The 20511-nt window shown below is 61.9% G+C and carries 23 protein-coding genes; 9 read left to right on the top strand and 14 right to left on the bottom strand.

The features are described from left to right. Nucleotides 1-49: 49 nt before the first annotated feature. The 6 genes from J2858_RS08935 to lgt form a co-directional block, all read right to left on the bottom strand. Nucleotides 50-982, bottom strand: coding sequence for a ribose-phosphate pyrophosphokinase (locus tag J2858_RS08935; RefSeq protein ID WP_210104444.1), 933 nt, complete (start codon nt 980-982; stop codon nt 50-52). A gap of 127 nt (nt 983-1109) precedes the next feature. Beyond that, a complete protein-coding gene (locus J2858_RS08940) occupies nt 1110-2453 on the bottom strand; it encodes a hypothetical protein (protein ID WP_210104445.1) in 1344 nt (447 codons plus the stop codon). A gap of 198 nt (nt 2454-2651) precedes the next feature. Then, nucleotides 2652-3803, bottom strand: coding sequence for a M24 family metallopeptidase (locus J2858_RS08945; RefSeq protein ID WP_210104446.1), 1152 nt, complete (start codon nt 3801-3803; stop codon nt 2652-2654). 1 nt (nt 3804) lies between these two features. Then, entirely contained in the window at nt 3805-4590 is a 786-nt protein-coding gene (pgeF, locus tag J2858_RS08950; protein WP_210104447.1) for a peptidoglycan editing factor PgeF, read from the bottom strand. Between the two features lie 144 nt (nt 4591-4734). Beyond that, a complete protein-coding gene (locus J2858_RS08955) occupies nt 4735-5838 on the bottom strand; it encodes a class I SAM-dependent methyltransferase (protein WP_210104448.1) in 1104 nt (367 codons plus the stop codon). Between the two features lie 18 nt (nt 5839-5856). Then, the gene (gene lgt, locus J2858_RS08960; RefSeq protein ID WP_210104449.1) at nt 5857-6699 is read right to left on the bottom strand and encodes a prolipoprotein diacylglyceryl transferase; all 843 of its coding nucleotides are present in this window, start codon (nt 6697-6699) and stop codon (nt 5857-5859) included. Between the two features lie 338 nt (nt 6700-7037). Between lgt and J2858_RS08965 the strand changes: the two genes are divergently transcribed. From J2858_RS08965 to J2858_RS08980, 4 genes are all read left to right on the top strand, one after another. Beyond that, complete coding sequence (locus J2858_RS08965; protein ID WP_210104450.1) at nt 7038-7298, top strand: accessory factor UbiK family protein; 261 nt, start codon at nt 7038-7040, stop codon at nt 7296-7298. Nucleotides 7299-7831: 533 nt separating this feature from the next. After that, nucleotides 7832-8332: a YbjN domain-containing protein gene (locus J2858_RS08970; RefSeq protein WP_210104451.1), complete on the top strand. Its 501-nt coding sequence runs from the start codon at nt 7832-7834 to the stop codon at nt 8330-8332. Then, nucleotides 8332-9162, top strand: coding sequence for a pyrroline-5-carboxylate reductase (proC, locus tag J2858_RS08975; RefSeq protein ID WP_210104452.1), 831 nt, complete (start codon nt 8332-8334; stop codon nt 9160-9162). The genes J2858_RS08970 and proC overlap by 1 nt, the downstream gene beginning before the upstream one ends. 19 nt (nt 9163-9181) lie before the next feature. Then, the gene (locus J2858_RS08980) at nt 9182-9523 is read left to right on the top strand and encodes a tRNA-binding protein (RefSeq protein ID WP_210104453.1); all 342 of its coding nucleotides are present in this window, start codon (nt 9182-9184) and stop codon (nt 9521-9523) included. A 45-nt stretch (nt 9524-9568) separates the two neighbouring features. Here the strand turns inward: J2858_RS08980 and J2858_RS08985 are convergent, their stop codons facing one another. The 3 genes from J2858_RS08985 to J2858_RS08995 all read right to left on the bottom strand — a co-directional run bounded on the left by J2858_RS08985 (nt 9569) and on the right by J2858_RS08995 (nt 12193). After that, nucleotides 9569-10954, bottom strand: coding sequence for an ATP-binding protein (locus tag J2858_RS08985; RefSeq protein ID WP_210104454.1), 1386 nt, complete (start codon nt 10952-10954; stop codon nt 9569-9571). A 64-nt stretch (nt 10955-11018) separates the two neighbouring features. Then, nucleotides 11019-11723 carry a response regulator gene (locus J2858_RS08990; protein WP_210104455.1) on the bottom strand — a complete coding sequence of 235 codons (705 nt, stop codon included), beginning with the start codon at nt 11721-11723 and terminating at the stop codon, nt 11019-11021. A gap of 2 nt (nt 11724-11725) precedes the next feature. Further along, nucleotides 11726-12193: a MarR family winged helix-turn-helix transcriptional regulator gene (locus tag J2858_RS08995; RefSeq protein ID WP_210104456.1), complete on the bottom strand. Its 468-nt coding sequence runs from the start codon at nt 12191-12193 to the stop codon at nt 11726-11728. A gap of 356 nt (nt 12194-12549) precedes the next feature. Between J2858_RS08995 and J2858_RS09000 the strand changes: the two genes are divergently transcribed. After that, on the top strand, nt 12550-12732 hold the full coding sequence (locus J2858_RS09000; protein ID WP_210104457.1) for a hypothetical protein: 183 nt from the start codon (nt 12550-12552) through the stop codon (nt 12730-12732). Between the two features lie 72 nt (nt 12733-12804). After that, nucleotides 12805-13452: an MBL fold metallo-hydrolase gene (locus tag J2858_RS09005; protein WP_210104458.1), complete on the top strand. Its 648-nt coding sequence runs from the start codon at nt 12805-12807 to the stop codon at nt 13450-13452. A 188-nt stretch (nt 13453-13640) separates the two neighbouring features. On the opposite strand, the gene J2858_RS09010 is transcribed toward J2858_RS09005, so the two are convergent. The 3 genes from J2858_RS09010 to J2858_RS09020 form a co-directional block, all read right to left on the bottom strand. Further along, nucleotides 13641-13856, bottom strand: a complete 216-nt coding sequence (locus J2858_RS09010) for a cold-shock protein (RefSeq protein WP_003494703.1) — start codon at nt 13854-13856, stop codon at nt 13641-13643. A 410-nt stretch (nt 13857-14266) separates the two neighbouring features. After that, nucleotides 14267-15175 (bottom strand): DMT family transporter, encoded by a 909-nt coding sequence (locus tag J2858_RS09015; RefSeq protein ID WP_210104459.1) that lies wholly within the window; start codon nt 15173-15175, stop codon nt 14267-14269. 119 nt (nt 15176-15294) lie between these two features. Next, complete coding sequence (locus tag J2858_RS09020; protein ID WP_210104460.1) at nt 15295-15627, bottom strand: hypothetical protein; 333 nt, start codon at nt 15625-15627, stop codon at nt 15295-15297. 312 nt (nt 15628-15939) lie between these two features. Between J2858_RS09020 and J2858_RS09025 the strand changes: the two genes are divergently transcribed. The 3 genes from J2858_RS09025 to J2858_RS09035 all read left to right on the top strand — a co-directional run bounded on the left by J2858_RS09025 (nt 15940) and on the right by J2858_RS09035 (nt 17912). Next, nucleotides 15940-17142 (top strand): pyridoxal phosphate-dependent aminotransferase, encoded by a 1203-nt coding sequence (locus tag J2858_RS09025; RefSeq protein ID WP_210104461.1) that lies wholly within the window; start codon nt 15940-15942, stop codon nt 17140-17142. 108 nt (nt 17143-17250) lie between these two features. Further along, a complete protein-coding gene (locus tag J2858_RS09030; protein ID WP_210104462.1) occupies nt 17251-17523 on the top strand; it encodes a type II toxin-antitoxin system Phd/YefM family antitoxin in 273 nt (90 codons plus the stop codon). Continuing rightward, nucleotides 17523-17912 (top strand): type II toxin-antitoxin system VapC family toxin, encoded by a 390-nt coding sequence (locus J2858_RS09035; RefSeq protein WP_210104463.1) that lies wholly within the window; start codon nt 17523-17525, stop codon nt 17910-17912. The genes J2858_RS09030 and J2858_RS09035 overlap by 1 nt, the downstream gene beginning before the upstream one ends. 30 nt (nt 17913-17942) lie before the next feature. Here the strand turns inward: J2858_RS09035 and J2858_RS09040 are convergent, their stop codons facing one another. Both J2858_RS09040 and J2858_RS09045 read right to left on the bottom strand, forming a co-directional pair. Continuing rightward, nucleotides 17943-19157, bottom strand: coding sequence for a PQQ-dependent sugar dehydrogenase (locus tag J2858_RS09040; protein WP_210104464.1), 1215 nt, complete (start codon nt 19155-19157; stop codon nt 17943-17945). Nucleotides 19158-19390: 233 nt separating this feature from the next. Beyond that, the gene (locus tag J2858_RS09045; protein WP_210104465.1) at nt 19391-20494 is read right to left on the bottom strand and encodes a calcium:proton antiporter; all 1104 of its coding nucleotides are present in this window, start codon (nt 20492-20494) and stop codon (nt 19391-19393) included. Nucleotides 20495-20511 lie beyond the last annotated feature (17 nt).

A 20511-nucleotide genomic window follows, 5' to 3' on the forward strand; every position in this document is an offset into this window, starting at 1 on the left:
CGCCGCCTCAGGCGGCGGCGTCTTTCTGAATGCATTGGGAAGCGTCGGGTCAGTCGAACAGACTGGAGACCGATTCCTCAAGCGCCGTGCGGTTGATCGCCTCGCCGAGCAGGCCGGCAGTGGAGACGACACGGATATTGGGAGCCGACTGGACGGCGGTCGTCGGCTGGATCGAGTCGGTGATGACGAGTTCGCGCAGCTTCGAGGAGGATACGCGCGCAACCGCGCCGCCCGACAGAACGCCATGGGTGATATAGGCCGTCACGCTGGTCGCGCCGTTCTTCAGAAGCGCTTCGGCGGCATTGCAGAGCGTTCCGCCGGAATCGACGATATCGTCGATCAGCAGACAGTCCTTGCCGGTCACATCGCCGATGACGTTCATCACCTCGGATTCGCCGGCCCGTTCGCGCCGCTTGTCGACGATGGCAAGCTGCGTGTCGAGGCGCTTGGCAAGCGAGCGGGCGCGCACCACGCCGCCGACATCGGGCGACACGACCATGACGTTCTTCAGGTCGTAATGTTCGCGCACGTCGCGGGCGAGGATCGGTACCGCATAGAGATTGTCTGTGGGAATATCGAAGAAGCCCTGGATCTGGCCGGCATGCAGGTCGAGGGTGAGAACGCGGTCGGCACCGGCTTCGGTGATCAGATTGGCCACCAGCTTGGCCGAGATCGGTGTCCGGGGGCCGGCCTTGCGGTCCTGGCGGGCGTAGCCGAAGTAGGGAAGAACGGCCGTGATGCGCCGCGCCGACGAGCGGCGGAAGGCATCGATCATGATCAGCAGTTCCATCAGGTGGTCATTGGCCGGGAACGAGGTGGACTGCACGACGAAGACATCTTCACCACGCACGTTCTCCTGGATCTCGACGAAAATTTCCTGGTCTGCGAACCGTTTGACGGTGGCTTTGCCAAGAGGCACATTAAGATAGGAACAGATCGCGTCGGCGAGGTGCCGGTTCGAATTCCCTGCGAAAACCTTCATTGGGGTCCGCCTGTTGTCACGCTGGATGCGGCCTTTTACCGTTGCCACACCCGAATGCAAGACTGAACGACCGCAATCAAGCACTTTTTGTGAACGGTGTGTGCAGTTGCTGCCGATCCTGTTCCATTCAGGTGGTTCGTGTCCCCAGCCATTGCCGGTAGGTGGCGATGGTGTCCTGTGCGATCGTCTGCAGGGTTTTGCCGGGAACGGCAGCCCAGAGGTCGCCGCCGGCGTAGGCGATATCCTGTTTCCCCTGGATGCGGTGCAGGCGCTCGCCCGTCCCGTCCAGCACATCCCAGACATAGGAGATGGTCACGCCGTCGCCGTTTCGAAAGGCTGCCAGATAGCCTTTCAGGAAGTGGCCGCCATTGTTTGCACTGGACGCCTGGATGACGATGCCGCCGGCACGCGCCGCATTGGCGAGATGACGCGACAGGGGCGTGATGATCGTTGTCGGCGCTCCGATGATCGGCAGGAAGCGGATCGTGTTGCGCGAGGACTCGCCCAGCGATGCCGTGTCAGTCCCCGTCCGGGTCGCCGTTTGCCGGGTCGCTGGAAGCCTCGGCTTTGCGGCGGATGCCTGGCGGCCTGTGGCCACAGGTGGCGCACGTTTTTCAGGCAAGGGCGCAGAGGCAACCGGCGAGCGCCGCCCGTGGTCGACAGCCTTGGCTTGCGCGTCGAGCGTGTTCGGCGCAATCGGCGCGTGGGTTTGTGACGTATAGGCGTTCCTCTGCGCCGGTGGCGGCAGAGGCGCACTCTGCACAGTGCCGGACGTCAGACGGCGGGTTGGCGGACTGAGGGCGGGTGTGCTGGCCGTCGAGAGCGTCGTGTTCGTCCGGCGACTGGTGCCGGCGGGATCGGGATTGCTGTAGCTGCTGTACGCAGCGCTTGACCGGCCATCATAGGCGGTACCGCTGCCGTCACTTGGGCTGCCATACGTATTGGACTGTGGCGGATACGGGTAGGCCTGGGCCGGATAGGCCGGAGCCGTGTAAGGTTGCGGCCGATAGGCCGGATAGGGCTGCGCTGGCGGGTAGGGCTGGTAGATCTCGGCAGGGTAGCCCGATCCGGGATAGGCCTGCGCCGGATAGGCTTGCGGGGGATAGGGCTGCGGCTGCGGGTAATATTGGTTCGGGGCCGCGTTCCAGCCGTTCGGATAGGTTGGCGTCGCACCATACGACCGACCATCATAGCCGCCATAGGTTGGACGCGCGCCGTAGCCGGCGGGCGCACCGTAGGGAGCGGGATTGCCGGGCGCATTCCAATTCGGCGCAGCGCCGTAATAGCCTGGAACGCCGCCGGTGGCGACGTCGTCGTAGCGGCCATACAGGCGTGGATCGCGATAGGGCTGGCTGGCATAGGTTTGCCGGGAGCCAGCGCGATAGGCGGTGTTGCGCCGTACAGTATCGCCATCGCGCGTGTAAGCATAGCGCCCGTAGGAGGAATGCCCGACATCCGCCCGGGGCACCATACGGCGGGAGTCGCTGCAGCCTATACATAGCAACGCCATGGAAACCGCGATGGTGCGCGGTCCAAACCGTTGCAAATTCCTCATGATATCACTCCCCCTCGAATGTACTGCCCCTTTATCTTTAGGGGAATTATTTGGGTGGAGTCAATATTTTCGATATTTAGCTTTTGTATTACTCAAGTAGATCTGAGTCTTTGTCTATTTTACCAGCAGGTCCAGATTGTGCCTGGAAAGTGTGCGTGGTGCGTCTTGCGTAGTGAGATAAGTATGGCCGAGTGACATGGCCGCGCCACTGTCGGAATCCATGATGATCATGTGCACGAAGAGCGACATGTCGGGCAGGATTTCCTGCGGATTTCCGACATGGAACATCTGGTGCTCCATCCAGGAGGGCGAGAAACGCGCGCCGAGCGAATAGCCGCAGGCGTTGAGGCGATGGCGGGTGAGGCCGCGGTCATCAATGATGCGGGCGTGTGTATCGAACACGTCGCCGAAGGTATGGCCCGGGCGCAGCACCTCCTCGATGGCAAGAATGGTTTCGCGGCAGGCATTGTAGAGTTCGCGGTGGCGGGTGGTCGGTTCGCCGATCAGCACCGTGCGCATCATGGCGGCATGGTAATGGGCGCTGGTACCAGCCCATTCGAGCGTCAGCTGATCCTGCGCGTCTAGCGTCCGGCGTCCTGCCTTGTAGCGGCAAAGCAGTGCGTCGGCGCCGGAGCCGATGATGAATTCGTTGGCCGGATAATCGCCGCCGCCGGAAAAAATCGCCCCTTGCATCGCCGCCAGGATGTCGGCCTCGCTGCCACCGGCCGAAATCAGCGGCAGGGCAGCGTCGAGCGCGTCGTCGGCAAGTGCTGCTGCGCGCTGGACATAGGCGATTTCCGCCGGGCTTTTCACCAGGCGCAGGCGGCTGACCACGTAGGAGGCATCAATCATGTCGCCGAAGGTGGAGAGCTGGTTGTCGAGAAGCCGGGCAACCCGGCCGGTCATGCCATGCGTGTCGTATTCGACACCGATACGGCAGCCGAGCAGGTCCATTTCCGACAGCAGGTTCTTCAGGTCGGCGGTCGGATCGGCATTCACGCGGTCGACCCAGACGCTGATATTGTCGAGGATCGAGGTGTGGCGCGCCTGGCGCAGGTCCGCCGAGCGGGTGATCAGTGACATCGTGCCGTCTGCCTTCACCACCAGGCACTGGAAGAAACAGTAGCCGAAGGTGTCGTAGCCGGTCAGCCAGTACATGCTTTCCTGGGCAAACAGCAGCATGGCGTCGAGCTTTTCCGCCTCCATGGCGGCAAGCAGGCGCTCCAGCCGGGCGGCGTATTCGCTGCGTTCGAAATGCAGGGCCATGTCATTCCTCCATGATTGCGATGGCCGATATCTGGCGTCCGTAATCCGGTTCGCCGGCATGGGTGGTGCGGCGATAGGAAAAGAAGCGTTCAGAATCGGGATAGGTGTCCAGATCGAGGTTTTCCGCCGCAATGCCGGCCTCTCGCAGGCGCCGCGTGGTAAACCCCGGCAGATCGAACTGGTAATGCCCTTCTTTCCCCGAGGGAGTGAAGAAAGCGGCAAAGCGTTTGTCCTCATCGACGAAACGGGCAAAAAATTCCGGGCCGACCTCATAGCTTGCCTTGGCAATCGAGGGGCCGAGGCAGGCGAGAATGTTTTTCCGCTCGGCACCGAGGGCAATCATCGCGGCAATGGTATTGTCCGCGACACCAAACAGGGCGCCCTTCCAGCCGGCATGGGCGGCACCCACGACCCGGTTCTTCGGATCGGCAAACAGGATGGGGCCGCAATCGGCCGCAAGTACGCCCAGAACGATGCCGGGCGTTGCCGTCACCAGGGCATCGGCGCTCGGACGCTCCCCGGCATAGGCCGCGTCGACGGTCACCACATCGGGCGAGTGCACCTGGTTGACGGTTGCCAGGCGCTCCGGCGGCTGGCCGAAATAGGCCGCCACCCGCCGGCGGTTCTCGATCACGTCGTCGCGGCTGTCACGCGAGCCGAGCCCGACATTGAGGCCGGCATAGAGGCCGGAGGAAACACCGCCCTGACGCGTGAAGAAGCCGTGGCGGATGCCGCTTTCGGCGCTCCTTTTCAGCAAAGGGCTTTCGATCGGCGCTGGATCCTGCATGTGCTGTTCGTCTGTCCGTTCTGGAGGGTGGATGAGGCGGCAGGCATGCCGGCTGGGCGACGTGCGCCTTGCACGCGCCTGCTTCGTTGTCGCGGCGAAATGTGGACCGGGGGCGAGCGCGATGTCAACCGCCGAGCGGCAGCGTCAGTCGCGCACCGGTCGAAAGGGCGCAAGCGCCACGGTCGGGCTGGAGACGGCCATCACCTTGAAAAGCTCGCCCATCCGGCCTTCGCCGGCATTGGCAAGCCGGTCGACGGCAAGCGCAATCGCCCGCTGTTCCGCCTCGCTCTTGTTGCGGGCAAGCGCTGCCGCACGCTCGGAAAGGCCGAGGCCGTACAGAAAGTCGCCCTGATGCAGACAACCATTGATACGGATGCCGGCACCGCGGGCAACGCGGGCCAGATCCTCGAAGTCCACATGGCTCGTCAGGTCCGCATCGCCGGGATGGGCAAGCGGCGGGTCGTAATCGTGGCGCAGCACGGCCTGCAGCGTGTCGCCGAAATTCGTCACCATGTGACCATAGTCGATGATGAGGGCGGTGCCGCCTTCCTTCTTCAGCCGCTCGCACAGCGTGCTCATCACGGCCTGTCGCGCCGGCGACACCTCGAAGATCACGCCGTTGCGCTCCGATCCGTGCGAGGCGGGCAGGAGGGCGGGATCGAGCGAGGCAACGCCGATGCCGAAGGACAATTCATCGTCCGCATCGAGCCCCACCATCCGCTCGCGAAAGCCGGTCGGGGTCTTCACGAACTGGCGGATGGGAATGGCGTCGAACAGTTCATTTGCGGCAATCAGCGTGAAGCCGGCCGGCACATCCTCGAAGGCCGCATGCCAGGTAATCTTGGCGGAATAGGCTTCGAGCGTGACGCGCTGGACGCCGCGCAGACGGTCGCTCGTTTCCACCAGATGGACGGAGAGAGCCTCATGCAGGGCGGGCGCGAGCTTTGCGATGACGCGCAGCATGTCGAGCATCATCGTGCCGCGGCCGGGACCGATTTCCACGAGATTGACCGGGGAGGGCGCGCCGTGCTGCTGCCAGGCATGCACCATGAAAATGCCGAGCATCTCGCCGAACAGCTGGCTGATCTCGGGTGCCGTGACGAAATCGCCATGGCGGCCGAAGGGTTCGCGCGTCCTGTAATAGCCGTGGTCGGGATCTGCCAGGCACAGGGCGAAGTAATCCGTCACGCTGATCGGGCCGTTGGCCCGGATGAGATTCTTGATCTTGTCTGCAAGTGGCGTGGTCATGGAAGCCTCGTCCTCGCGTCAGGGATTTTGGGTGGCGCGCCGACCGCGCCAGATGGACACCACGCCGACGAGCAGCATGGGGAGTGACAGTACCATGCCCATGGTCAGCCAGCCAAAGGCGAGATAGCCGAGCTGCGGATCCGGCTCGCGGAAGAATTCGACAAAAATGCGCGACAGCGCATATCCGCAGACGAAGACGCCGCAGACGACACCGGGGCTGCGCAGCGCCTTCAGGCCATGCGTCATCAAACGCAGGATGATCAACAGCAGGACACCTTCCAGCAGCGCTTCATAAAGCTGGCTCGGATGGCGGGCAAACGGACCGCCGGTCGGAAAGACAACGGCCCAGGGCACGTCGCTGATCCGGCCCCACAGCTCGCCATTGATGAAATTGGCGATGCGGCCGAAGAACAGGCCGAAGGGGGCAACGGTCGCCACCAGATCGAACAGGCTCCAGACGGCAATGCCGTTGCGGCGGGCAAACAGGATCATGGCGATCGTCGTGCCGATCAGCCCGCCATGGAAGGACATGCCGCCGTTCCAGATTTCAAGCGCGCGGATGGGATTTTCAACGACGGCCGGAAGGTCGTAGAACAGGATATAGCCGATGCGGCCACCCAGCACGATGCCGGCTGCCACCCAGACGAGGAAGTCGTCGAGCTTCTCCTTCGATGTCGGCGCGACGCCCGCAGGCCACAGATCCGGCCGCGATACCAGCGCGCGCGCATAGTACCAGCCGAGAAAGATGCCGGCGACATAAGCCAGTCCATACCAGTGAACCGACAGCGGACCGATGGAAAAAGCAATCGGATCGATGTTCGGAAATGGCATGATGGCGAGGAAAGATGATGCTGAATACAAGTTTAACGTCCCTCGGCCGATGTGCCGTATCGAGCGGGAACATGACTTTCCGCCTTCAGCCGGTCAAGGCCTATCTGGTTTTCTGACTGAACCATATGCTCGAAAAACACAACAAAACCACTATACTAGATTGAACTCGGGCTATCGCTGCCAAAAGGCTTCGATGATCCCGTCGCGGCCCGGCACAAGGTGATGGCCCTCATGTCTTCGTCGGCGAAGTGGGACGAATTGCGGCGACGGGCGCGAATCTCCTTGCAAGGAGGCATGCCACATCCTACCTCGTCAGGAGTTAAGAGACAGGTCGCCGCGCTGCGGCGCATCAACGGGAGATCAAGGCAATGTCGACCGGAACGAACCGCATGATGGATGAATTCGCGCGGCTGATGACCGATGCCGCAGGCGCGGCCCAAGGCGTGCGGCGCGAAGTGGAAACCGCTTTCCAGGCCCAGGCCGAACGGTTCCTCAACAGCATGGATCTCGTGCGCCGTGAGGAATTCGACGTGGTGCGCGAAATGGCGATCAAGGCGCGGGATGAAAACGATGCGTTGAAGGCGCGTCTCGATGCGCTGGAAGCAAAGCTTTCCGCAAGCAACAGCTGATGTTGGTGCGAGAGAATGTCCGGTAAAACCGGATCAGACGTTATTCTCTCCATTGTTTCTACGCAGTCCGGACGCAAAGCCGCGAACGCACTTTTAGTTCGGACATGCTCTCGTCTACGGCAATACCACGCGGTGCTTCGCAAACGAGGCGCCGCGTTTTCTTTTTGGGCTTGACGGCTTTCCTAAAAAGTTTGTCCCGAGATTTTTACAGCCTGTGGACACAGCCGAAAAACTCTGCCGGCAGAGTCGCTTAACCGCACAGGCTGATGCCGCGAACGAAGCGTCCGTGTGAGTCGTCCCCGCAAAAACGGGGTGCGGGGGCTGGTGCTGGGACTCGCTGCCTATACACTGATTTTAAATGATGATTCGAAACGACGACCGCACGATCCGCAGGCTCACGACGATGAGCCGGCCGGTGCGGCAGGCGCCAAGAACATCGATGAAGTTGGTTTTCCGGGTTCGTGTCCGCGTTCATCCGTCGTGTTTTGAGAAAAGCATGCATGTCGCTTTCATTCCGGTTGAGAAGGTGCCGTATGAGCCTCTTAGAGATGCAGATTGAACGTCATTCGAACCCGGTTGACATGATCGAGTTCGTCGCAGCCTCCAATGACTGGACGTTCGAGCGATCGGGGGAGGACGAGATTGCCATGACGGTGGCCGGCCACTGGACCGACTACCACGTGTCCTTCTCCTGGATGGAGGAGTTCGAAGCCCTGCATCTGGCCTGCGCCTTCGATCTGAAAGTGTCCGACCAGCGCACCAATGAGGTCATCCGGCTGCTGTCGCACGTCAATGGTCAGGTGCTGATGGGGCATTTCGATCTTTGGCGCCAGGAGGACGTGGTGATCTTCCGCCAGTCGCTGCTTCTGGCCGGCGGTGCCGAACCCAACAACCAGCAGGTCGAAGTGCTGCTGTCGAGCGCGCTCGAAGCCTGCGAAACCTATTACCAGGCCTTCCAGTTCGTCGTCTGGTCCGGCATGGAAGCCAAGGCCGCCATGGATGCGGTGCTGTTCGAAACCGTGGGTGAATGCTGATGTCTGCTGCTGTCTCTGACGTCTCGTCGTCCCGGGTGGTCCTGGTCGGTGCGGGCAACATGGGCGGCGCCATGCTGTCGGGCTGGCTGAAGAACGGCGTGCCGGGCGCGTCCGTGCTCGTCATCGATCCGGGTCCGTCGGAGGCCATGAAGGCGCAGATCGAGGCCGCCGGTGCCCGCCATGAGACGGCCGCACCTGCCGATGTAAAGGCCGGCATCCTGTTTCTTGCCGTCAAGCCGCAGGTGATGGAGGCGGTTCTGCCTAAGCTTTCCGCGCTGGTCGGGCCGGAGACGGTGGTCGTCTCGGTCGCCGCCGGCAAGACGCTCGCCTTCCTGCAAGGCTATCTCGGCGATGGTGCCATGGTGCGTGCCATGCCCAACACGCCGGCCATGATCGGCCGTGGGGTGACCGGCGCCTATGGCAATGACAAGGTGTCCGACGCGCAGCGCACCGCCGTCCATGACCTTCTGAAGGTCAGCGGTCCGGTGGAATGGGTGGCGCGTGAAAGCGATATTGATGCGGTGACCGCCGTTTCCGGCAGCGGCCCGGCCTATGTGTTCTATCTGGTGGAATGCATGGCGGAGGCCGGCCGCAAGCTCGGTCTGCCCGAAGACTTGGCCATGCGGCTTGCGCGCGAAACCGTATCCGGTGCCGGCGAATTGCTGAACCGCTCTTCCGACACGGCCGCACGGCTTCGCCAGAACGTCACCTCGCCGGGCGGCACGACGGCGGCAGCGCTTGCCGTGCTGATGGCGGAGGATGGCATGCAGCCGCTGTTCGACACGGCGCTTGAAGCTGCGCGCGCCCGCGCCGAAGAACTGGGTCGCTGATTTTTCCGGGGAGATGACGATGGCGGGCGAGATCACCTTTGCCGATTTCGAAAAGGTCGATATCCGCGTCGGCACCATTGTCGAGGCGGACGAATTCCCCGAGGCGCGAAAGCCCGCCTACAAGCTGAAGATCGATTTCGGCCCCGAGATCGGCGTCAAGCGTTCGTCGGCGCAGATCACCGTGCATTATACACCCGAGACGCTGATCGGGCGTCAGGTTCTCGGCGTCGTCAACTTTCCGCCCCGCCAGATCGGGCCTGTGCGCTCGGAGGTTCTGACGCTCGGCTTTGCCGATGAGAACGGCGATATCGTGCTTACCGCCGTCGAGCGGCCGGTGCCGAACGGCATGAAGATGATGTGAGGCGGCGTCGGCGCCTTGTAAGCGCCGGCCGGATCTGCTCACGGATTATGCCGGCACGCGCACCACCGCACGCAATCCCCCTGACGGGCTGTCGCCCAGCGTCACGTTTCCGCCATGGGCACGCGCGATGTCGCGGGCAATGGCAAGGCCCAAGCCGGTGCCGGAGGCATCGAGATTGCGCGCCTCGTCCAGCCGGTAGAAGGGCTTGAACACGTCTTCACGGGATTGTTCCGGAATGCCGGGGCCGTCGTCGTCGAAGGTGAGCGTCAGCCATTTGGCATTGTGGCGCGCCTCCACATGCAGGCTGTCGGCGTAGCGGCGGGCATTGGAGGCGAGGTTGCCGACGAGGCGCATGAAGGCGCCGGGGCGGACCGACAGGAGATCCTCGCCCTCGACCCGGTAGGTCATGCTCTTGCCGTGCAGCTCGAAATCGGCGCGCATCTTTTCCAGGAGTTCGCTGAGCTTCAACTGGCCGAAATCCTCGGCCGCTTCATTGCGGGCAAAGGCGAGATAGCCTTCCAGCATGCTCTGCATGTCGTCGATGTCGGTTCCCATGCCGGCGAGATCCGGATTGTCGCCGGCAAGCGCCAGCTGCAGCTTGAAGCGGGTGAGGATGGTGCGCAGGTCGTGGCTGATGCCGGTCAGCATGGCGGTGCGCTGCTCCATCTGCCGCTCGATGCGTTCCCGCATCTGGATGAAGGCAATGCCGGCCCGGCGGATTTCGTCGGCGCCGCGCGGCACGAAGGGTGTCGGCATCTTCTGGCCCTTGCCGAAACTTTCCGCCGCATCGGCAAGCGCCAGGATCGGGCGGATCTGGCCGCGCAGGAAGAGGATCGATATGCCGATCAGGAGCAGCGCGGTGCCGAACATCCAGACGAGGAAGATATGGGTGTTCGAGGCATAGGTCTGGTTGCGGATGGTAAAGACGCGCAAGACCTTGTCGCCCAGCTGGATGCGGATCTCCACAAGCCTGCTGTCGCCCACCGTATCGATCCAGAAGGGCAGCCGGATCTGCTGGTTGATCTGGTCGGCGAGGATATCGTCGAGGATCGAGAAGAAGGGCTTTGGCCGCGGCGGCGGCAATTGCCCGCCCGGTTCGACGGAAATGTTGAGCGACAGCGTGTCGCGGGCGATGCGAATGATCTGCTGGTAATCGTCCTCGGGCTGCGGATAAGTGCGGATCACCTCGATGATGGCGGCAATGTCGCGCGTGACGGCCTGCGACAGGCGCTCCGTCACCAGCCGCCAGTGGCGCTCCATGAAGACGGCGGCCACCACGGTCTGCAGGAGAAGCATGGGGATGATGACGATGAGCACCGAGCGCAGGTAAAGCCCGCTCGGCATGCGCCGTTTCAGCCAGCGGCCGAGCGGGATCCAGCCCGGCGGCTTCACCCTGCCGATATCGCGCCCGATCCTGTCGAAAATCGCCATGCTGTCTCTCTCGGGCAGCGCTGCCGCCGCCGGTTGCGGGCAGCCCTTGAAAAAGGCTGCGACCTCAATCGATGCTCAGACGGTACCCGATGCCGCGCACGGTTTGAAGGTAGATGGGGTTTGCCGGATCGTCCTCGATCTTGCGGCGAAGCCGGTTGATCTGCACGTCGATGGTACGCTCGCCGACTTCGGCATCGTCGCCGATCAGTTCGTGGCGTGGAATGGTGTCACCGGCCTTCAGCGCAAACATCAGCATGATGTCCTGCTCACGGTCGGTGAGGCGAATGGTTTCGGCCGCCCGCCGCAGCTCCTTCTTGGCAATCGAAAAGGTGAAGGGGCCGAACATCACCTGATCGATCTTCGGCGCATCCGGATTGCTGTTGCGGCGCAGGATATTGTTGATGCGCAGCACGAGTTCGCGCGGATCGAACGGTTTTGGCAGATAGTCGTCGGCGCCGGCCTGCAGCCCCTCGATGCGCGATTCGGCTTCGGCGCGTGCCGTCAGCAGAATGATCGGGATCGCCCGCTTTTCCCGCAGCGACTGGGTGAGCGAAATGCCGGTTTCGCCCGGCATCATCACGTCGAGGATGATGAGATCGAAATCCAGCCCCTCCAGCTTGCGCCGCGCTTCGGCCGCATCGCTTGCGCCGGTCACGCGAAAGCCCTGCTCCCGCAGATAACGGTGCAGGAGGTCGCGGATGCGGGTGTCGTCATCCACCACCAAAAGGTGGGCCGCATCGTCGAGCAACGCTACAGGGTTGTTCCCCATCTTCAATCCACCTCGTTTTCGACAGGTTTGAGCCCTTCGGCGCGGCCGCGCATCAGGCGCAGGAACCGGATGACGCCCTCGCGCTGCTCCGCTGTCAGGTCGCCGAGCGCTGCCGATATGCGGCTCGATTGCGGCTCCGACAGGGCAAGCGCCAGTTCCCGCCCGGCAAGCGTGGGATAGAGCCGGCGCTGCCGGCGATCCTTGGCGCCGGCCATCTGGCGGATATAGCCGCTGTCGATCAGCTGCTTCAGCACGCGCGCCAGGCTCTGCTTGGTAATTTGCAGCGTATCGAGCAGATCCGTTACCATCATCCCCGGCTGCCGGCAGACGAAATAGACGACCCGGTGATGGGCGCGCCCCATGCCGATCTTTTCTAGGATCGCGTCTGGATCGGAAATGAAGTCGCGATAGGCAAAGAAAAACAGCTCGATGGTTTCGAAGTCGATCTTGCTTTCATCGACAGCAGGCATCGGCGGCTGGACCTTTTTCAGGGCTTTCCCAGACGAGACCGGTGGCACCAGGCGTTCCTCTTCGAGTGGCGGTTTGGCGGGCAGGGGAGGTGCAGCCTCTTGGCCCAACCGCACCGCCCGCCGACCGCGACGTGTTTCATGCTGATTTGATAAAGCCCGAAGCGGCTCAACAATCAACATCAATATGTGTGCTCAACGCGCATCATCCCACGCAAACATTGTGCAGGGCTGGCCCGCTGCGCTTTGTCGGCCACAAAGAAGACGCAAGTGCTGCAGAAAGACAAAATCAGCTGCGGCCACACGGAACCTTTATCGCCGATCCCCGTTCCGAGCCGCAGGGAAACAGGAAGTATAACATGAGCTTATCCACCATCGATGGGACAATGCCGAGCAAGAGCCCGATCTCCCTCTCGCATCCGCTGCGCCCGGTTCTCGTCACCGTTTTCGCGCTGAAATTTGCCGTTGCAAGCCTGCTGGTCGCCAGTGCCTGCCTTGCACCCTCCGTCAGTGCCGAAAGCCGTTATTCCGTCTCGGATTGATTTTGTCGGCTGTCTGCGGCAGGCAGGGCGGGTATAGTGATCTATCTTTCATCACCAACCTGACGAGGCTTCATGGGCATGCTTCAAGCCGGTATCATTCCGGTTACTCCCTTCCAGCAGAATTGCACGCTTCTCTTTGATGCCGACACAAAGCAGGGTGTCGTGGTCGATCCGGGCGGCGATGTCGACCGGATCATCGAGGTTGCCGCGCAGCAGGGCGTGACGATCACCGAAATCTGGATCACCCACGGTCATATCGATCACGCCGGCGGTGCCGACGAGTTGCGCGAGAAGACCGGTGCCTCCGTTATCGGTCCCCATGCCGACGACAAGCCGCTGCTGGAGGTGCTCGATACGCGCGGGGCTGCCTTTGGTTACACGGTTCCGGCACGCAAGCTGGTGCCCGACCAGTTTCTGAACGAAGGCGACGTCGTGGCGCTCGGCGATCATCGCTTCGATGTGCTGCACTGCCCGGGCCATGCGCCGGGTCATGTGATCTTCGTCAACCGCGACATGAATTTCACCATCATGGGTGACGTTCTGTTCAACGGCTCGATCGGCCGCACCGACCTGCCGGGCGGCAATCACCAGCAACTGCTCGACAGCATCCGCGACAAGGTTCTGCCGCTTGGCGACGAGATGGGCTTCATCTGCGGTCATGGGCCCGGAAGCCGCGTCGGCGACGAACGCCGCAGCAACCCCTTCCTCCAGGGCCTGTAGGTCCCTCCGCACTCGGCGTCGAGCCACGGATGCCGTTCGGCCAGACCGGGGTGTTGTAAGCCAGCGTCAAAAGTCCAGCGTTACCGCCTCTGCGGCACCGCAGACGAACATCGCAAGTGCAGATGCAAGACAAAAAAACCCGGCATTCCTGCCGGGCTTCAACTCGAAGTAAAAAACCGTAACGAGGCTTAGCCGGCAATCTGCAGATTGACTGCCTTGGGGCCTTTGCCGCGACGATCCGGTTCCGTGTCGAAGCTTACTTTCTGATTTTCCGAAAGTCCGGACAGGCCGGAAGCCTGTACCGCAGAGATATGGACGAAGATATCTGCTCCACCATTGTCTGGCTTGATAAAGCCGAAGCCCTTGTCCGTATTGAAGAATTTTACAGTGCCAGTTTCGGCCATGCATCAGGTCCTTTTTCCTCTGTCCGTGTTCAGCGGCGGACAGCATCACGATATTTGCCCATGAAGGGCAGGCGGCAGGCATTTCGAAATGGCGGAAAGGGGCCCGTATTTACCGCGGGAAACAAAGAAAAGATCGTCATGATCCTTGCCCAATCCCCCGCCCGGAAGTTTTGGCGCTTCCGAAACGCTTCATTATAGCTCTTCCCATGCTCGCAAACTGCCCGAACCGACACAGATTGCTGCGTTTGACACAAATTGGCAAGAAAAAGTTTTCTGGCACCGAGGGGTGATGCCAAACGTCTGTTTCGGACTTGTATAAAATGTGGGTCATCCGTTGCTTCGGAGGGAAAAAGGCCCGCAACTTCAATCGTCTCGCGGTTTTCCGGCCGCAAGCGCAGGCTCTCAAATTCTCAGCTGCGCGTCGATTGAAGGCGGGCGTTCCGGCGCCGGTTGAGGAGTTCGGGCACGAGTTCGACGATCAGCATGGCCGCAAAGATCAATCCGCAGCCGAGATAGCCAAGCGGCGGCAAGGTTTCATCGAGCAGCAGGGCACCGAAAAACGCGCCGAACAGAGCTTCCGACGACAGGAAAATGGCGGCCTGCGGCGCCGTCGTGTGGCGCTGGCCAATGACCTGCAGCACGAAGGCAAGCCCCGAGGAAATCAGGCCGACATAGAGAATTTCGGCAAGCGCGCCCCCGACAGCATCCAGGGAGACAGGTTCCACGGCAATCCCGATCATCAGCGATACGACAGCGCAGACGGCAAACTGCGTGGCAGACAGTGCCAGTGGCCGTTCGGAGCGGCTGACGAAGTGGCCGGCGAGCACGATCTGCAGCCCCCAGAAGACAGCGCAGGCAATGCTCCAGAGATCGCCGGTGGACACGGCCTGGATATTGCCGCCACTCAGCAGGAAAATGCCGATGAGCGCCAGCAGCGCCACCGGCCAGACGATCCAGTGCGGAAAGCGCTGGAAGATGACGATCGAGATGACCGGCACGAAGACGACGTAGAGCCCGGTCAAAAAGCTCGAATTGGTGACGGTGGTGGTCTGCAGGCCGATCTGCTGGGTGATGGCGCCGCCGAACAGAGCCAGACCGACGAGGAGGAAGCCGCCCATATGCCGGCGTTCCGGTCGACTGCCGATCCGGCGGGCCTCGAGCACGGCAAAGGGCAGAACAGCAAGGGCTGCGATGGCAAACCGCAGACCGACGAACCAGAAGGGCCCGATCGTCGCCATGGCGGTGGATTGCGCGACGAACCCGCCGCCCCAGATGGCGGCCGCAAGAAGAAGCACAAGGTTCGCCTGCAATCGCGTCATGTCGAGATCCGTGAAAGATGAGCCGCGCGGCCTTGACCGCAGCGGCTGCCTATCAGGTGGTTCGGGCAGGCTCAAGCTTGTGGACGAAAATGCTTTCGTAAGGGGGCGTCAGACGGTTCTTAGGAATGGTGGATACGACGGCCATCGCTCTTGCCGCTGCGGTTCGTGGAGAGGCCACGAAAGCTCAACCGCCAGAGGCCGGCGGCGGCGACGCAGAAGACCAGGGTCAAGGCGCCGAAAATGAGCCGCTGATCGCCGGCAGCATCGCTTTGCAGGAGAAGTTGCGGCGTGACGACCTGCGACAGGGAGGAGATGTCCTGCGCACGCGCGGTGCCGACCAGCGCCAGCATCATCAGGATGCAGGCCGCAAGTGCCGTCCCGGCAACCCACAAACTGCCGCTCAGGCGGCGTGTCCGGATGCGGGCGGTTGCCTCTTCGTCGTCCAGAAACATGGGTGGTCCTCTCACGGCATCGTCGATGGTGTGAGAAGACCCGGCGAAAGCGACGCCACAACGACAGGATTGCGGCAGTCACCGGCAATTACTGTGGCGAAAACAAGGCGTTACGCCGGACGTGCGGATGGTTGCCGCATGCTGCCCCGGCGGGCATTGAAATGACAGGTAAATTCGCCGTGTGGCAACCGTTGCAAGAAAGACGCAAGTGCCGGCTTTTCGGCCTTGAAACAGGCGGCTTTCTTCGACATAGAACCTGACGGCAAAGCCGAGCCGGCCTGCCGTTTTCAACAGCTTCAGGACATTCTCATCATGGCCTTTCTTGCCGATGCACTTTCCCGCGTAAAGCCGTCCGCCACCATTGCCGTTTCGCAGAAAGCCCGCGAACTGAAAGCCAAGGGCCGCGACGTGATCGGGCTCGGTGCCGGCGAACCGGATTTCGACACGCCGGACAATGTCAAGCAGGCGGCTATCGAGGCGATCAACCGCGGCGAAACGAAGTACACGCCGGTTTCGGGCATTCCGCAGCTGCGCGAGGCGATCGCCAAGAAGTTCAAGCGCGAGAACAATCTCGATTACACGGCCGCCCAGACCATTGTCGGCACCGGCGGCAAGCAGATCCTGTTCAACGCCTTCATGGCAACGCTGAACGCCGGGGATGAAGTGATCATTCCGGCGCCTTACTGGGTGTCCTATCCGGAAATGGTGGCGTTGTGCGGTGGCACGCCGGTCATCGTGTCTGCCACGCAGGAGAACAATTTCAAGCTGCAGCCGGCAGATCTCGAAAAGGCGATCACAGACAAGACCAAGTGGTTCATCTTCAACTCGCCGTCCAACCCGTCGGGTGCCGCCTATAGCTATGACGAGCTGAAGGCGCTGACCGACGTGCTCGTCAAGTATCCGCATGTCTGGGTTCTCACCGACGACATGTACGAGCACCTGACCTTCGGCGATTTCAAGTTCGTGACGCCGGTGGAAGTGGAGCCGACGCTCTATGACCGCACGCTGACCATGAACGGCGTGTCGAAAGCCTATGCGATGACCGGCTGGCGTATCGGCTATGCGGCAGGCCCGCTCGAGCTGATCAAGGCAATGGACATGATCCAGGGCCAGCAGACATCGGGTGCCTCGTCGATTGCCCAGTGGGCCGCTGTCGAAGCGCTGAACGGCCCGCAGGATTTCGTTGCCAAGAACAAGGCGATCTTCGAAGGCCGCCGCGATCTCGTCGTCTCCATGCTCAACCAGGCCAAGGGCATTTCCTGCCCGAACCCGGAAGGCGCCTTCTATGTCTATCCGTCCTGCAAGGGTCTGATCGGCAAGACCGCCCCCTCGGGCAAGGTCATCGAGACGGACGAGGATTTCGTCACCGAGCTTCTGGAAACCGAAGGTGTTGCCGTCGTCCACGGCTCGGCCTTCGGCCTTGGCCCCAACTTCCGCATCTCCTACGCGACCTCGGAAGACCTGCTGGAAGAAGCCTGCCGCCGCATCCAGCGCTTCTGCAATAACTGCAAGTAAGCGCGGCTTTTCACGACTTTCAATGGAGGGCTTGCCAGTGATGGCAGGCCCTTTTGTCGTTATGGGGGGATCGTTGACGCTATCCCGGTCCGGGCGTATCTTTTGCCCATGAAAACCGTCAGCATTCGTGAAGCTCAGGATCGTTTTGACGAACTCGCCCAGGATGTCGAGAGGGGCGAGACCGTGACCGTGACGCGCGACGGTAAGCCGGTGTTCGATCTGGTGCCACGGGAAGGGGCTGCGCAGAAGAAGGGCGGGATTGATTGGGAGGCAGGGCAGGCCTATCTGCGGTCCAAAGGCATCGTTCGCACGAAGGGCTTCATCTCGGACGACTTCGACGATCCCCTGCCGGAAGATTTTCTGCTTAGACCGCTGCCCTGATGGCAAGATTGCTGCTCGACACACATTTTGTGCTGGCGGCAGCGGACGGCGTGATGGCCGAGAAATTCCCTCGGTTTTACGCAAGGGTTGCCAGCAGTGTCGGAGAGGTTTTCGTCAGTACCGCCAGTCTTTGGGAAATGGCCATCAAGACACGGATTGGAAAACTGGTGCCCTCTTTGCCCATCAACGAAATTCCGGCCTATCTCGAAGCGGCGGGTTTTATCCTTATGGGTATAGAGGTCGAACGCGTTCTGACCGCCGCCCATCCCGAACCGCCCACCCGCGATCCCTTTGATCGGCTTCTCTTGGCGCAATGCCAGGTCGAAGGGCTGCAACTCGTCACCATCGACCGCGCGCTTGTGGGGCATCCGCTGGCGTTCCGGCTCTGAGCCATTGCCGAAACGCCGAGGGTTGAGTTTTTACGCCTTGGTCAGCTTGATGATGGTCGATTGGCCGCCGCCGCGCTGTTCGGTCACGGCATAGACGGCGCCGTCGGGGCCGACTTTGACGTCGCGGATGCGGGCATTGAGCGGCACGCGCTCCTCGTGGCTTACCTTGTCGTTTTCCATGTGAAGAATGACGACACCCTGGCTCACCAGCCCGCCGACGAGAAAGGCGCCTTTCCATTCCGGAATGGCGTTTGCGTCGTAAAAGGCCATGCCGGAGGGGGCAATGACAGGGTCCCAGTAATAGACCGGCTGCTCCGTCTCAGCCATCTGCGTGAGGCCCTTGCCGACGGGGGCGCCGCTGTATTCGACGCCGTAGGTCACCTCCGGCCAGCCGTAATTCTTGCCCGCTTCCGGTCGGTTCAACTCGTCGCCGCCCTTCGGCCCGTGTTCAACCAGCCAGAAGCGGCCCTCTCCATCCACGGTGGCGGATTGCACGTTGCGGTGTCCGAGCGACCAGATTTCGGGAAGCGCATTCTCCTGGCCCACGAAAGGATTGTCCGGCAGGGGCTTGCCGTCCTGCGTGATGCGGAACACCTTGCCGAGACCGCTGTTCAGATCCTGCGCCTGCACGCGCGGTTCAGTGTCGGAGCGCTCGCCGACGGTGACATAGAGTTCGCCGGCCGGCCCGAAGGCGAGGCGGGAGCCAAAGTGCTTGTTGCCGTCATAGCTTGGCATCTGGCGGAAGATCACGGAGACGTCCTGCAGTTGCCCACCGCCCTGATCGTTCGGCACAAGGCGCGCGGAGGCAACCGAGGTGCCGTTGCCGTCCTCGCGCTCCTCGGAAAACGAGAAGAAGATCCGGCCGGAGGTGGCATAGTCGGGCGCAAGTGCCACATCGAGCAGGCCGCCCTGGCCGCCGGACAGGACTTTTGGCACGCCGCTAATTGCAGGGCCGGCCTTGCCGTCGCGGACGATATGCATGGCGCCGGCTTTGGCCGTTACCAGCATGCGCCCGTCGGGGAGAAATTCCATCGCCCAGAGATGCGGCAGGCCCTTTGCCACCACCTCGGTCTTGATGTTGACCGGGGCAGCGGGTTGCGGGGCGCGCGTCTGGTTTTCAAACTGCGGCTGCTGGTTCGGCGCGTTGGGCGGACTCGTCTCGGCCGGCTTTTCCTGCGCATGGGCGGTGAGGGCGGCCGTGCCGGCAAGGATTGTTCCGGCGATCAGAAGCTTCAAGGAATTCATCGTCTTCTCCCAGTTTCCCAAGTTTCGGTGTCCCAAGTCTCGGTGTTTCAAGCGCGCGCCGGCGGTCGTTCGGACGCGGCGGGCCTGGAGACCATGTAGGGTAGCCTGTGATGAAGACCGCACGCGCCGCGTTCAAGTTTGCTTTATCACCCGGTGAAGTCCCGCTTTGCAGGTTGAATCAAGTGCTTGCCGGGTTGAGTCCGGTGGTGCGGGCAAGTGATTGATATGAAACTTTAAAGCCCGAGAATGGTGAGCATCAGGAAGGTGGCGAACAGCACGAAATGGGTCATGCCCTCGATGGCGTTCGTTTCCCCGTCATTGAGGTTGATGGCCGCGGCAATCAGCGTGATCGTCACCATCACGGTTTGAACCGGTGTCATGGCCATGATGAAGGGTTGGCCCGTATAGAGCGCAATTGCCTCCATCACCGGCACGGTGAGAATGACGGTGGAGAGCGAGGCGCCCATGGCGATATTCACCACCGCCTGCATGCGGTTGCGAAGGGCGGCCCGAAGCGCCGTCAGGATCTCCGGTGCTGCCGAAATGGAGGCGACGATCACGGCCATCAGGGCCGGCGGTGCGCCGCTACCCTCAAGGCCGGTATTGATGAAGGCCGACATGAACTCCGCGAGCGCCCCGATAAGGACGACACCGATCAGAATGGTCACGATGGACAAGGCAGTGGAGCCTTCGCCTTCCTGTTCCTGCGCGCCGGCCTGGGCGGCACCGGCTGCGGGTTTGGCGCGCGGATAGCTGTAGCTGAAGAAATAGCTGTGCGGCCCCACCTGCATGCGCAGGAACAGCCCGTAGAGCGCAATCATCGCGCAGATGGTGAAGGCGGAATAATAGTGCCAGCGATCCGATGGCACGAATTCCGGCACGATCATCGAGATGCCCATGGCCGTCAGGATCATCACGCCGTAGGTCTTGCCGGAATTGTCGTTATAGGGCTGCTCGCCGTGCCGCAGACCACCGAGCAGGGCCGCAAGCCCCAGAATGCCGTTGATGTCGATCATCACGGCAGAATAGATCGTGTCGCGCACCAGCGTCGGCGAGGCGCTGCTGTTCATCAGGATTGCGAGGATGATGACCTCGACGGCGACGGCAGACAGCGTCAGGATCATCGTGCCATAGGGATCGCCCACCTTGTGGGCAAGGATTTCCGCATGGTGCGCGACGCGGGTGGACACCAGCACGATGACGCCGATCAGGGCTGCCGCGGCAACCAGTGACCCGATCTTTCCCGCCTCCAGCACCGCATGTTCGCCAAGATAGGCAGCGATTGCCACCACAAGCGCGACCAGAAGGAATTTTTCCTGCCTTATCAGTGATGTCATACGCGTGCTTGTGCTCC

The organism is Neorhizobium galegae (genome assembly GCF_017877135.1).
Taxonomy (GTDB): domain Bacteria; phylum Pseudomonadota; class Alphaproteobacteria; order Rhizobiales; family Rhizobiaceae; genus Neorhizobium; species Neorhizobium galegae_A.

Excerpts from the sequence above, each read along its gene's own strand:
- J2858_RS08935 (WP_210104444.1), bottom strand. The coding sequence starts at position 982 with ATGAAGGTTTTCGCAGGGAATTCGAACCGGCACCTCGCCGACGCGATC.
- J2858_RS08940 (WP_210104445.1), bottom strand. The coding sequence starts at position 2,453 with ATGGTGCCCCGGGCGGATGTCGGGCATTCCTCCTACGGGCGCTATGCT.
- J2858_RS08945 (WP_210104446.1), bottom strand. The coding sequence starts at position 3,803 with ATGGCCCTGCATTTCGAACGCAGCGAATACGCCGCCCGGCTGGAGCGC.
- pgeF (WP_210104447.1), bottom strand. The coding sequence starts at position 4,590 with ATGCAGGATCCAGCGCCGATCGAAAGCCCTTTGCTGAAAAGGAGCGCC.
- J2858_RS08955 (WP_210104448.1), bottom strand. The coding sequence starts at position 5,838 with ATGACCACGCCACTTGCAGACAAGATCAAGAATCTCATCCGGGCCAAC.
- J2858_RS08965 (WP_210104450.1), top strand. The coding sequence starts at position 7,038 with ATGTCGACCGGAACGAACCGCATGATGGATGAATTCGCGCGGCTGATG.
- J2858_RS08970 (WP_210104451.1), top strand. The coding sequence starts at position 7,832 with ATGAGCCTCTTAGAGATGCAGATTGAACGTCATTCGAACCCGGTTGAC.
- proC (WP_210104452.1), top strand. The coding sequence starts at position 8,332 with ATGTCTGCTGCTGTCTCTGACGTCTCGTCGTCCCGGGTGGTCCTGGTC.
- J2858_RS08980 (WP_210104453.1), top strand. The coding sequence starts at position 9,182 with ATGGCGGGCGAGATCACCTTTGCCGATTTCGAAAAGGTCGATATCCGC.
- J2858_RS08985 (WP_210104454.1), bottom strand. The coding sequence starts at position 10,954 with ATGGCGATTTTCGACAGGATCGGGCGCGATATCGGCAGGGTGAAGCCG.
- J2858_RS08990 (WP_210104455.1), bottom strand. The coding sequence starts at position 11,723 with ATGGGGAACAACCCTGTAGCGTTGCTCGACGATGCGGCCCACCTTTTG.
- J2858_RS08995 (WP_210104456.1), bottom strand. The coding sequence starts at position 12,193 with ATGCCTGCTGTCGATGAAAGCAAGATCGACTTCGAAACCATCGAGCTG.
- J2858_RS09000 (WP_210104457.1), top strand. The coding sequence starts at position 12,550 with ATGAGCTTATCCACCATCGATGGGACAATGCCGAGCAAGAGCCCGATC.
- J2858_RS09005 (WP_210104458.1), top strand. The coding sequence starts at position 12,805 with ATGGGCATGCTTCAAGCCGGTATCATTCCGGTTACTCCCTTCCAGCAG.
- J2858_RS09010 (WP_003494703.1), bottom strand. The coding sequence starts at position 13,856 with ATGGCCGAAACTGGCACTGTAAAATTCTTCAATACGGACAAGGGCTTC.
- J2858_RS09015 (WP_210104459.1), bottom strand. The coding sequence starts at position 15,175 with ATGACGCGATTGCAGGCGAACCTTGTGCTTCTTCTTGCGGCCGCCATC.
- J2858_RS09020 (WP_210104460.1), bottom strand. The coding sequence starts at position 15,627 with ATGTTTCTGGACGACGAAGAGGCAACCGCCCGCATCCGGACACGCCGC.
- J2858_RS09025 (WP_210104461.1), top strand. The coding sequence starts at position 15,940 with ATGGCCTTTCTTGCCGATGCACTTTCCCGCGTAAAGCCGTCCGCCACC.
- J2858_RS09030 (WP_210104462.1), top strand. The coding sequence starts at position 17,251 with ATGAAAACCGTCAGCATTCGTGAAGCTCAGGATCGTTTTGACGAACTC.
- J2858_RS09035 (WP_210104463.1), top strand. The coding sequence starts at position 17,523 with ATGGCAAGATTGCTGCTCGACACACATTTTGTGCTGGCGGCAGCGGAC.
- J2858_RS09040 (WP_210104464.1), bottom strand. The coding sequence starts at position 19,157 with ATGAATTCCTTGAAGCTTCTGATCGCCGGAACAATCCTTGCCGGCACG.
- J2858_RS09045 (WP_210104465.1), bottom strand. The coding sequence starts at position 20,494 with ATGACATCACTGATAAGGCAGGAAAAATTCCTTCTGGTCGCGCTTGTG.